Annotated in this window: 10 protein-coding genes; 7 read left to right on the top strand and 3 right to left on the bottom strand. The window is 63.6% G+C overall.

Annotated elements, in window-relative coordinates:
• The first annotated feature begins 428 nt into the window (after nt 1–428).
• From AB3X95_RS32585 to AB3X95_RS32565, 5 genes are all read left to right on the top strand, one after another.
• The gene (locus AB3X95_RS32585; RefSeq protein WP_368623451.1) at nt 429–1,205 is read left to right on the top strand and encodes an ABC transporter substrate-binding protein; all 777 of its coding nucleotides are present in this window, start codon (nt 429–431) and stop codon (nt 1,203–1,205) included.
• 294 nt (nt 1,206–1,499) lie between these two features.
• Nucleotides 1,500–2,189 (top strand): ABC transporter permease, encoded by a 690-nt coding sequence (locus tag AB3X95_RS32580; RefSeq protein WP_176109249.1) that lies wholly within the window; start codon nt 1,500–1,502, stop codon nt 2,187–2,189.
• On the top strand, nt 2,186–2,899 hold the full coding sequence (locus tag AB3X95_RS32575; RefSeq protein ID WP_176121206.1) for an ABC transporter permease: 714 nt from the start codon (nt 2,186–2,188) through the stop codon (nt 2,897–2,899). Before AB3X95_RS32580 ends, AB3X95_RS32575 begins: the two co-directional genes overlap by 4 nt.
• Nucleotides 2,900–2,938: 39 nt before the next feature.
• The gene (locus AB3X95_RS32570; RefSeq protein ID WP_008918159.1) at nt 2,939–3,718 is read left to right on the top strand and encodes an ABC transporter ATP-binding protein; all 780 of its coding nucleotides are present in this window, start codon (nt 2,939–2,941) and stop codon (nt 3,716–3,718) included.
• 616 nt (nt 3,719–4,334) lie between these two features.
• The gene (locus tag AB3X95_RS32565) at nt 4,335–5,492 is read left to right on the top strand and encodes a porin (RefSeq protein WP_176121205.1); all 1,158 of its coding nucleotides are present in this window, start codon (nt 4,335–4,337) and stop codon (nt 5,490–5,492) included.
• Between the two features lie 184 nt (nt 5,493–5,676).
• Here AB3X95_RS32565 and glnK read toward each other — a convergent pair whose 3' ends face one another.
• Together glnK and AB3X95_RS32555 are read right to left on the bottom strand one after the other, a co-directional pair.
• The gene (gene glnK / locus AB3X95_RS32560) at nt 5,677–6,015 is read right to left on the bottom strand and encodes a P-II family nitrogen regulator (protein ID WP_013088783.1); all 339 of its coding nucleotides are present in this window, start codon (nt 6,013–6,015) and stop codon (nt 5,677–5,679) included.
• Between the two features lie 100 nt (nt 6,016–6,115).
• Nucleotides 6,116–7,840 carry an NAD+ synthase gene (locus tag AB3X95_RS32555; protein ID WP_368623450.1) on the bottom strand — a complete coding sequence of 575 codons (1,725 nt, stop codon included), beginning with the start codon at nt 7,838–7,840 and terminating at the stop codon, nt 6,116–6,118.
• Between the two features lie 156 nt (nt 7,841–7,996).
• On the opposite strand from AB3X95_RS32555, the gene AB3X95_RS32550 reads away from it, so the two are divergent.
• Together AB3X95_RS32550 and AB3X95_RS32545 are read left to right on the top strand one after the other, a co-directional pair.
• The gene (locus tag AB3X95_RS32550) at nt 7,997–9,166 is read left to right on the top strand and encodes a GNAT family N-acetyltransferase (RefSeq protein ID WP_176367046.1); all 1,170 of its coding nucleotides are present in this window, start codon (nt 7,997–7,999) and stop codon (nt 9,164–9,166) included.
• A 10-nt stretch (nt 9,167–9,176) separates the two neighbouring features.
• The gene (locus AB3X95_RS32545) at nt 9,177–9,494 is read left to right on the top strand and encodes a GIY-YIG nuclease family protein (protein ID WP_176121203.1); all 318 of its coding nucleotides are present in this window, start codon (nt 9,177–9,179) and stop codon (nt 9,492–9,494) included.
• A 6-nt stretch (nt 9,495–9,500) separates the two neighbouring features.
• Here the strand turns inward: AB3X95_RS32545 and AB3X95_RS32540 are convergent, their stop codons facing one another.
• Nucleotides 9,501–11,597 (bottom strand): FUSC family protein, encoded by a 2,097-nt coding sequence (locus AB3X95_RS32540; protein ID WP_368623449.1) that lies wholly within the window; start codon nt 11,595–11,597, stop codon nt 9,501–9,503.
• Nucleotides 11,598–11,692 lie beyond the last annotated feature (95 nt).

Genomic DNA, 11,692 nt, shown 5'->3' with positions numbered 1-11,692 from the left:
GGCTGCCCGGCGCCCGCAAAACCGCGCCGGCGTCGCGCACGCACCACGCGCTGCGCGGCGTCTTGCCGCTCGCTGCCGCCCCGCACTGGCAGCTTGCCGCTCTTCGGGTAAAATACCGCGCTTTTCAAGCCGCGTGGACGTCCAGCGGGACGTGCAGGCCGCGCCGGCAAGCCTCGCCGGGCCGGCCGCAACCGGTGCGCGACGGACTCCTACTCGGCGCCACACCCGCGCGAGGGCACGTCCGGCAAGCACCGCACGCACCGGAACAGCGCACCACGTCGGACGAACCGCCCGCGCAAGAACGACGAGCGCGCGGCGACAATCCCTGCGGCACGGCAATTTTGACCGCCTAGAATAGCGACCGTCGGCACTCGGCCGGCGCTCGTCGGGTCGAGTCATCACGACGATCAGTTTGGTTCAGGAGAAACATGAAGAAGTTCGCACTGTGCGTGGCTCTGGCAGTCATGGCCACCGGCGCGATGGCGAAAGAATGGAAAACGGTGCGCATCGGGGTCGACGCCAGTTATCCGCCATTCGAATCGAAGGCGCCTAATGGCGACATCGTCGGGTTCGATGCCGACCTGGCCCGCGCGCTGTGCGCGAAGATGAACGTGCAGTGCGTATGGGCCGCACAGGATCTGGACGGCCTCATTCCGGCGCTGAAAGCTCGCAAGTTCGACGCGATCGTCTCCTCGCTCAGCGTCACCGACAAGCGCCGCGAGCAGATCGACTTCTCCGACAAGATGTTCGACGCGCCCGCCCGCATGATCGCGAAGACCGGTTCTCCGCTTCTGCCCACCCCTGAATCGCTGAAAGGCAAGCGCGTCGGCGTCGAGCAGGGCTCGACGCAGGAACAGTACGCGAAGGTCTGGTGGGAACCGAAGGGCGTGGTCGTCGTGCCGTACCAGAATCAGGACCAGGTGTACGCGGATCTCGCATCGGGCCGTCTCGACGCCGCGCTGCAGGACGAAGTGCAGGCCGACGCCGGCTTTCTGAAGACACCGCGCGGCAACGGCTTCGGTTGGGCCGGTCCGGAAGTGAAAGATCCGAAGACGATCGGCGAAGGCACCGCGATCGGTCTGCGCAAGAGCGATGCCGAGCTAAAGGCGAAGTTCAATCAGGCGCTCGCCGAGGTTCATCGGGACGGCACGTTCAAAAAGCTCGAGAAGCAGTACTTCGACTTCGACATTTATCCTGGCCGTTGAGCAAAACAGGCAGGATACTGAGTGGTAAGCCGGCTCGGGCCGGTGGCGATGGCAGTGCAAGTGGCACCGAAGGTGACAACCGAAGGTGGCAATACCAGGCAGTAGATTCAAGACAATCCGAGACGAAAGTCCCAAAAGCGCGCTGCAGGAGCCACCAACGTTTCTGCGGCATGATTTGCACAGCGGCACGCTGTGCGCCGCGGATCACGGCGAGCCAGGCGCTCGACCCCGACGCGGCGCATCGCGGGCCGCGTCTTTCGCGGTGCGCGAGAAACGCATCGTCGAGGACTTCCTATGTTCCTTCAAGGCTACGGCCCGCTACTCCTCAGCGGCACCTGGCAAACCGTCAAGCTGGCGGTGTTCTCGCTCGCGCTCGCGTTCGTGCTCGGCCTGCTCGGCGCGGCGGCGAAATTGTCGAAGAACCGTCTGTCGAACGGCATCGGCACCGTCTACACGACGCTCGTGCGCGGCGTGCCCGATCTCGTGCTGATGCTGCTGCTGTTCTATAGCATCCAGATCTGGCTTAACAACCTGACCGACGCGATGGGCTGGGACCAGATCGACATCGACCCGTTCGTGGCCGGCGTCGCGGTGCTCGGCTTCATCTACGGCGCGTACTTCACCGAGACGTTCCGCGGCGCGTTTCTCGCGGTGCCGCGCGGCCAGCTCGAAGCGGGCGCGGCCTACGGCATGACGAGCTGGCAGGTGTTCTCGCGCGTGATGTTCCCGCAGATGATGCGCTTCGCGCTGCCGGGCATCGGCAACAACTGGCAGGTGATGGTCAAGGCGACCGCGCTCGTGTCGATCATCGGTCTCGCCGACGTCGTCAAGGCCTCGCAGGACGCCGGCAAGGGCACCCTGCGGTTCTTCTTCTTCACCCTGCTCGCGGGGGCGATCTATCTCGTCATCACCACAGTGTCGAACTTCGTGCTGATGTACCTCGAAAAGCGTTACTCGACCGGCGTGCGAAAGGCGGATCTATGATCGAGATCATTCAGCAATACTGGCGCAACTATCTTTTCACCGATGGCTATCGCTTCACCGGTGTCGCAATCACGTTGTGGCTGCTGGTCGTGTCGATCGGCCTCGGCTTCTGCCTGTCGGTGCCGCTCGCGGTCGCGCGCGTGTCGAAGAAGAAATGGCTCGCGGGCCTCGTGTGGCTCTATACCTATATCTTCCGCGGCACGCCGCTCTATGTGCAACTGCTGCTGTGCTACACGGGTCTCTACAGCCTCGAGATCATCCGCAACAACGCGCTGACCAACGCGTTCTTCCGCGACGGCATGCACTGCACGCTGCTCGCGTTCACGCTGAACACCTGCGCGTATACGACCGAAATCTTCGCGGGCGCGATCAAGGCGACGCCTTACGGCGAGATCGAAGCGGCGCGCGCGTACGGCATGTCGTCGTTCACGCTGTACCGGCGCGTGATTCTGCCGTCGGCGCTGCGCCGCGCACTGCCCTACTACAGCAACGAAGTGATCCTCATGTTGCACGCGACCACGGTCGCGTTCACGGCCACGGTGCCGGACATCCTGAAGATCGCGCGCGACGTGAACTCCGCGACGTATCAGTCGTTCAACGCGTTCGGCATCGCCGCGCTGCTGTATCTGTGTATTTCTTTCGCGCTCGTGTGGCTGTTCCGCCGCGCCGAGCGTCGCTGGCTCGCTTACCTGCGGCCGCAAGGCAAGTAACTGCGCGTCCATAGACAAGCAAGCTCGTTAAGGATCCTGATGAACTCCAAGAAGCAGAAGCTCTTCGTCGACGAGCTTCACAAAAAGTACGGCGACAACGAAGTCCTCAAGGGCGTGTCGCTGAAAGCCAATGCCGGCGACGTGATCAGCGTGATCGGTTCGTCCGGCTCCGGCAAGAGCACGATGCTTCGCTGCATCAACTTTCTCGAACAGCCGAACGCGGGGCGCATTTTCGTCGACGGCGAGGAAGTGCGCACGCAGACCGCCAAAGACGGCGCGCTGCGCGTGTCGGACCCGAAACAGTTGCAGCGCGTGCGCACCAAGCTTTCGATGGTGTTCCAGCACTTCAACCTGTGGTCCCACATGAACGTGCTCGAGAACATCATCGAGGCGCCGGTGCACGTACTCGGTCTGAAGCGCAAGGAAGCCGAGGACCGCGCGCGCGAATATCTGGAGAAGGTCGGCCTCGCGCCGCGTCTCGAGAAGCAGTATCCGTCGCATCTGTCGGGCGGCCAGCAGCAGCGCGTGGCGATTGCGCGGGCGCTGGCGATGCACCCGGATGTGATGCTGTTCGACGAACCGACCTCGGCGCTCGACCCAGAGCTCGTCGGGGAAGTGCTGAAGGTGATGCAAAAGCTCGCCGAGGAAGGCCGCACGATGATCGTCGTCACACACGAAATGGGCTTCGCGCGCAACGTGTCGAACCATGTGATGTTCCTGCATCAGGGCCGCGTCGAGGAAGAAGGCCATCCCGACGAAGTGTTCAAAAACACGAAAAGCGAGCGTCTGAAGCAATTCCTGTCGGGCAGTCTCAAGTAATAAAAATTGCCCGCGACTTACGATGCGAATAACATCGAAAATGTAGTCAATGTAGTTTTACAAGGCGCTTACGAGCGCCTTTTTCATTCTTACCGCGTCCTTCGCCCCGGCCATTCGAACGACGAAAAAGCGCGGAAAATCCCACAAAACGGGCTATTCCGGCCTGGTTTTCGCCCTAACCTGCCACTTTTGACTCGTCAATAGTGACAATCCTTAATGCGCCCCCTTCCGAGCCGCGCTTCCCTTGCCGGACAAGGCTCTGCGCCATTTTCCGAGGGGTTCCTCCGGGTTCCCCCGCACATTCGTATTGCAATTTGGCGACACCGCCTGTGGACGGTACTAATTTCTTCTCCCAGTTAAAGTTATTTTTGATAAATTGGTAACCAAAGTAGCAAAACAAAGTTGATTAAAAGTAGTTTCACTTCAAAACACAGAGGAGAACCGGTCGGCGTGGGATCGGCATGACGCAAAGATAGCTCGACGCTACATGTCATGGCAGGAGCACCCCTATCCCCCCGCCACTCTCCCCTGGTACCGCTTTCTGTTCGGCGCTGATCGCGTCCGAACACCACTCGCAGTACTGGGTTTCTTTTTTTGACAGGGTATGGAGGAGAAGATGAAGAAAGCTTTGCTCGTCGCTGCGCTGATGTCGGCCGGCGTTGTTGCACACGCTCAGAGCAGCGTCACGCTGTATGGCCGTTTGGATGCAGGTCTCGAGTACATGTCGGGCGTCCCGACCGGCGCTAACGCCAACGGCGCGGCCAACACCAGCTCGAACCGCTTCAAGGCGGAAAGCGGCGACTGGGGCACCAGCCTGTGGGGCATGAAGGGTGTCGAGGACATCGGCGCTGGCAACAAGATTCTGTTCCAGTTGGAAGGCTCGTTCAACACGATGACGGGCGCGGGTCCTGGTGGCGGTGGTCTCTTCAATCGCTGGGCAACGGTCGGCATTTCGAACGACCAGTTCGGTACGTTCACGATGGGCCGCATGCTCTTCATCTCGAACGGCGTGTGGGACTTCGACCCGTTCGGTCAGTCCAACTGGTCGTCGGCATCGCTCGTGCGTGGCCGCAACTGGCCGCAGTCGAGCAACAACTTCGCGTACCAGTCGCCGAAGATCGCGGGCTTTGACTTCTACGGTCAATACGCGCTGTCGAACGCGACGAGCTGGAACGGTAACGGCACGACGCCGCAAGGTCGCGAAGCTGGCGCGCAGGTCACCTACACGACCTCGCTGTTCCAGATCCGCGGTCTGTACGACGAAATTCGCAACCCGACGACCGGCGGTTTGTGGGGTGGCCCGGTCGCCAACAACGGCATCAATACGGCTAACACGAGCAACGGCGTATTCGCGGCATCGCGCGAGTACTCAGCTCTGGTGAACGTGTTCCTCGGCCAGTTCAAGATTCAGGCCGCATACCAGGCAGTCCGCTCGGCAGGTGCGACGAACGTTGCTCCTGGTCAGCCGACCACCCTGGATCACGAATGGGGCGGTGTGACGTGGCAGGCAACGCCGGCTGCAGCGCTGATCGCGGCCGTCTATCACGTGAACGGCAACAACGGCGCGGGCAATGCGACGATCTACACGGTCGGCGGTTCGTACAACCTGTCGAAGCGCACGCTGCTCGACCTGCAGGCGGCAACGGTGCGCAACAGCCGCAATGCTAACTTCGGTCTAAACGCGAACAATGCGGGCTTCGCCGCTGCAACGGACAACCCGCTGCAAGGCCGCCAGCAAACCGGCGTGTACGCAGGCATCCAGCACTCGTTCTAATCGAACGGTGCGCCCCGAGGGTCACACCTCGGGGTGTAACACAGGTTTCTTCAAGAGAATCTTTTTCACGCTGCTGCGAGAGGCGCGTATCGGTGCAATATCCGCAAGGGTATTGCACCGTTTTTTCTTCGGCGGCCGAATTTGAGTTCTTGCGCGCACCGGGCCGGTGCGTGCTTGCGCGGCTTTAGACGGCCGCTTCGTTCTCTTCGCCGGTACGGATGCGGATCACGCGCTCGACATCCGCGACGAAGATCTTGCCGTCGCCGATCTTGCCGGTGCGCGCCGCGCCGATGATCGCGTCGATGACCTGATCGCACTGGCTGTCCGCGACCACGACTTCGATCTTCACTTTCGGCAGAAAGTCGACCACGTACTCCGCACCACGATACAGCTCGGTATGCCCTTTCTGGCGGCCGAACCCCTTGACCTCGGTAACGGTCAGGCCGGTGAGGCCGACTTCCGCGAGCGCCTCGCGCACTTCGTCGAGTTTGAACGGTTTGATGACTGCGGTGATGCGCTTCATGGCGACCTCGTCTCTTGATGGGAAGAGTGAAAAGGGAAAGATGATTTTTATTCTACGCCGCGCCGGATGCATTGCGGCATCCGCGCGCGGGTGCCGTCTTTCACTCCACCGGTTCGGTGTAGCGCGACGTGATCGGATAGCGCCAGTCGCGGCCGAACGCACGATGCGTGACGCGGATGCCGATCGGCGCCTGACGGCGCTTATACTCGTTGATCTTGATCAGGCGCGTGACCCGTTTCACGTCGTCGACCCGATAACCCGCCGCGATAATTTCCGCAAGCGAACGGTCCTCCTCCATGTACATGCGCATGATCGCGTCGAGTACTTCGTATTCGGGCAGGCTGTCCTGGTCGGTCTGGTTCTCGCGCAGCTCGGCGGACGGCGCACGCGTCAGGATCCGCTCGGGAATCACGTCGCGCTTCGCAAACGTCGTGGCCGCGTTGCGATAGCGGCACAGCCGGTACACGAGCGTCTTCGCGATGTCCTTGATCACCGCGAAGCCGCCGGCCATGTCGCCGTACAGCGTGCAGTAGCCGACCGCCATCTCGCTCTTGTTGCCGGTGGTCAGCACGATCGAGCCGAATTTGTTCGACAGCGCCATCAGCAGCGTGCCGCGAATGCGCGCCTGAATGTTCTCTTCGGTCGCGTCTTCGGCGCGGCCCGCGAACTCTTCGGCGAGCGACGCGCGAAACGCATCGAACATCGGCGCGATCGCGATCTCGTCGTAACGCACGCCGACGCGGCGCGCCATCTCGGCGGCGTCGGTCGTGGAAATGTCGGCCGTGTAGCGCGACGGCATCATCACCGCGCGCACCTTGTCGGCGCCGAGCGCGTCGCACGCAACGGCCAGCACGAGCGCCGAATCGACGCCGCCCGACAAACCGATCAGCGCGCCCGGAAAACCGTTCTTGCCGATGTAGTCGCGCACGCCCATCACGAGCGCCGCGTACACCTGCGCTTCGATCGACTGCTCCGGCGCGATCGCGGCCGGCAGCGGCTTGCCGTCCTCGAACTCGACGATCGCCGTGGCTTCCTCGAACTGCGCGAGCTTCGCGACGAGTGCGCCCTGCGCGTCGAGCACGAACGAACCACCGTCGAACACGAGTTCGTCCTGCCCGCCGACCATATTCACGTAGACCATCGGAATGCCGGTCTCGCGAATGCGCGCGCGCAAGATCTCGAAGCGCACCGCCTCCTTGTTCAGGTGATACGGCGAGCCGTTCGGAATCAGCAGCACCTGCGCGCCCGCGGCCTTCGCCATCTGCGCGGCCGACGCATGCCATGCGTCCTCGCAGATCACGACGCCGTACTTGATCCCATCGAGTTCGAACACGAACGGCTGCGGGTCCGCGGCGAAGTAGCGCTTTTCGTCGAACACCTCGGTGTTGGGCAGATCCTGCTTACGATAGGTGCCCTTCAATTCGCCGTCGACGATCAGAGACGCCGCGTTGAAGGTATCGACCGGCGGCACGCCGCGCTCGATCGGCGCGTTTGCATTAACATGGCCGTTCGCCGCGTTGTGCACGAGCTTGTGCGCGAGGTTGTCCGACCCGTCGCGCAGCGGATGACCGACGATCACATGCAGACCGGTGAACGGCTTCAACTGCGCGGCGAGATCGGCCAACGCGGCCGCGCTCGCGGTATAGAACGCGGGGCGCAGCAGCAGGTCTTCGGGCGGATAACCCGACAACGCGAGTTCAGGCGCGACCAGCAGCTTCGCACCATCCCTGTGCGCGGCGCGCGCGGCGGCGACGATCTTCGCGACGTTGCCGGCGAAGTCGCCGACGGTGACATTGATTTGAGCAAGAGCGATTCGGGTCTTCATGGCAGGATCGACAGGCAAGCCTTCACGGCTCGCGGTACCGCGGCTCGATGGCTCGACGGAATTGAACAAACCGGATAAACGAACTCAACGAACGACGTGGCAGCTTCAGCTTCAGCTTCATCGCGCCGCGCCGGTCATTGCAAACAGTCACTCAGATTGAACCAGCAACGTATCGATTATCGCACGGGCATTCTGGCATCGCCCTCCGAGGTGGACGCCGCCGAGTGGAACGCCCTCCTTGCCGCGCAGCCGCAGCCCACGCCGTTTTTGCGGCACGAGTTTCTGAGCGCGCTGAACGCGACCCAATGCGCGGTTCCCGACACCGGTTGGGCGCCGCAATTCGTCACGCTGACCGACGCGCGCACGGGCCAGCTCGCGGCGGCGGCCCCCGTCTATCTGAAGGGTCACTCATACGGCGAGTACGTGTTCGACTGGGCCTGGGCCGACGCGTACAAGCGCAACGGCCTGCCCTACTACCCGAAGCTGCTATGCGCGGTGCCGTTCACGCCGGTGCAGGGCAACCGCCTGCTATCGGCGAACGAGCACGCGTTGCGCCATCTCGCGGCCACCTTGATGGCGTTCGCCGAGCAGGCCGAGGTGTCGTCGCTGCATGTGCTGTTTCCGACGCAGAGCGAAGCCGACGCGCTCACCGATATCGGCATGATGCAACGCGAAGGCGTGCAGTTTCACTGGCTCAACGACGGCTATCGCGACTTCGACGACTTCCTGTCGACGCTCGAACAGAAGAAGCGCAAGAACATTCGCGCCGAACGTCGCAAGGTGCACGAGGCCGGCATCACCATGCGGCGCATCCGCGGCGAAGACATCAAGGATGCCGACTGGCGCTTCTTCAGCAAGTGCTATCGGCAAACCTATCGCGAGCATTTTTCGAGTCCGTATCTGAACCTCGATTTCTTCCGGATGATCGGCGCGTCGATGCCGGAGAATCTGCTGCTGGTGATCGCCGAATATGAAGGCAAGCCGATCGCGAGCTCGCTCGTCGTCTATCAGCGCGACGACAAAACCGGCGGCACCTTGTATGGCCGCTACTGGGGCGCGCTCGAACACGTGCCGTGCTTGCACTTCGAAACCGCGTACTATCAGCCGCTCGAATTCTGCATCGAAGAAAAGCTCGGCGCATTCGAGGGCGGCGCGCAGGGCGAGCACAAGATGGCGCGCGGCTTTCTGCCGACGGTCACGCGCTCCACGCATTGGCTCGCGCATCCGGCGTTCGCCGATGCGGTCGGCCATTTCCTCGACAACGAAAAGAACAGCATTCACGCATACGTGGACGAGCTGCGCGAACACAATCCGTTCAAAGGCTAGAAGCGCGGTTATGGCGTGGTTTCTCTATCTGCTCGAATGCTCGGACGGCAGCGTCTATACCGGCATCGCGACCGATGTCGCCGCCCGCTTCGACAAACACGTGAGCGGCACGGGCGCGCGTTATACGCGCTCGCGCAAGCCGGTGCGGGTGCTGGCGTCGTTCGAGCTGGCGGACCGCTCGAGCGCGTCGAGCGCCGAGTATTGGGTCAAGCGGCTCACGGCCGCCGATAAGCGGGCGCTCGCGGCCGGGGTGTTCACGCTGCAGTCGGTGTTGCCGGCGGTGGCAGTGAACGACGCCGCTGACGACGGCGCGAGCTCCGACGGCTGAGTCGCGCTACCCCCTCGCCTCGCGCATCCTCTCCGTCAGCAGCCGATGCACGCGCGCGAGCTCGCCCACCACATCCGCTTCCAGCGACGTCAACCGCTCGCGCGCGGGCAACTCGAGCCGTACCGGCCGCAACGTGCGGTTCAGCGCGGCCTCGATCGCCTCGCTCATCGCCACGACCCATTCGTCGAGTTCGCTATGCATGTCGCGACGGTTCGCGGTGAGGCGCAACTGCGTAGCGGTGCCGGCCATCCGCCGCAGCAGACTCAGCACGGTCAGCGTGACGGTGTCGGCCATCGAGTCCTCGAGCTTTTCCAGCCGCACGCGGCCGATCGCTTCTTCCGCGTTGTTGCTGGTGAGACCCGCGGCGCGGCGCAATTGCTCGATCTCCTTGCCGCTGTGCCGCGGCGCTTCGAGCGACGCGCGCAGATACGCGAGATTCGCGCGCACCGCGTCGCCGAGATAGACGCGCAGGTCGAGCTTCTCGCGCGTCGGCCACAGAAGGAAGGTCGCGAGCAGCGCGAGCACGCAACCGAGCACGTTGTTGCCGAGCCGCGTCAGCGCGAACGACAGTTCGTTGGCGCCCGGCGTCGCGAAGTCGGCGACGAGCACGAAGGTCGGCGTCAGGAACAGCACGAACAGGCTGTAGCTGACGGGGCGCAGCGCCATCGTCGCCATCACGAGCGGGAACACCGCAAGCGAGATGCCGAGCGGCGAATGAATCGCGTAGCCGATCGCCGCCGCGAGCACGCCGCCGACGATACTGCCCGCCGCGCGTTCGATGCTGCGCGGCCAGGTCGCGGCGATCGACGGCTGCAGGATCAGAAGAGTGGCCATCGTCGCCCAATAGCCGAACGGCAGACCGAGCGCCCGAATCACGACGAAGCCCGCGGTCGTCGTCACGCCGACACGCGCAGCGTGGCGCAAGCCGACCGACTGCCACGACAGGTTCGCCTTCAGCGTCGACCATGCGCGCGCCGTATAACGTGCGACGCATGCGCTCCACGGCTCCGCATGCACCTCACGCGGCGCGAAATCGACGAGCTCGAAACCGGATTGCAGCTTCACCGGTTCGAGCAGCGCGCTTTCGAGCCGATGCGCGAGACGTCGCAGACGCGCTTGCGGCTCCGCGAGACGTTCCCAACGCGCGTCGCCGGTAGCGCTGCCGATGTCGCTCAGCACTTCGCCGATCGCATTGAGCAGGCGCACCGCGCGTTGCGTGCGGCGCGGATCGTCGGGCACCTTCTCGCCCGCGCCCGACACCGCGATCAGATAAGCGAACAACGCTTCGCCATCGGTCAGCAAACCGAGCAGCGTGTCGTAGACGGCCGCGCCGCCTGCTTTCGATGCGGGCACGTTCGCGAGCGCGTCGCGCGAGCGTTCGAGCGACGCGCGCGCATCGGCACGAAAGCGCGCGGCATGCGTGGCCCACTCACGCGGCGCGGCCCGTGCGCCGACGAGCCGTGCGCTATCGAACGATATATCGGCGAGGCGCAGATACACCGCGCGCAGCGACGCGCGGCTCGCGCCGAACGGATGGATGCGCCACACGGTCAGGCTCAGCACGATCGCGAACAGACAGCCGAGCAGATAGACGCCGAGAAACTCGACACCGGCTCGCGCGTCGTGCATCGGCCGATCGACCATCACGACGCAGGCGGTCGCCGCGAGGATCGTCACCTGCGACGTGGCCGCGCCCCAGATGCGGCCGAACGCGCCGAGCGTCGTGAACGCGAGCACCGCGAGCGCGGCCCAAGCGGTGCCCGACGCGGATGCGAACGCGGCGATGCCGCCGCACAGCGTCGACAGCAGCGCGAAGCCCATCATCGACATGAAGCGCGCGCGGTTCGAGCCGGCCGCATCGGCGAGGCAGGTCCAGAACGCGCCGATCGCGGCCCACGCGAACACCGGATCGTGCAGCACGTTGCCGAGCGCGAGCATCGCCGTCGATGCGCACGCGGCCCTCAAGCCCTCCGACAGATTCGCCTCGCTCGCCGCGAACGACACCATCCAGACCGGCCGCTTGCGATAGATCGCGGTGACGACCGAATTCAGCCGGGTCGACCAGCGCGGCGATGTCGAGTGGGACTTGCTGCGGTTCATCATCCGGACAGTGCTTGTTGAAGTGATGGAAACGCGCGTCGATGCCGTGAGTTCGCGCGCGAGGTCGTGCGGCGAATGATAAGGGTTTACACCTAAAT

This window comes from Paraburkholderia sp. BR13444 (genome assembly GCF_040948755.1).
Classification (GTDB): Bacteria; Pseudomonadota; Gammaproteobacteria; order Burkholderiales; family Burkholderiaceae; genus Paraburkholderia; species Paraburkholderia youngii.
The sequence above is the reverse complement of the archived record's forward strand: the minus strand, read 5'-3'. Positions and strand labels throughout refer to the sequence as shown.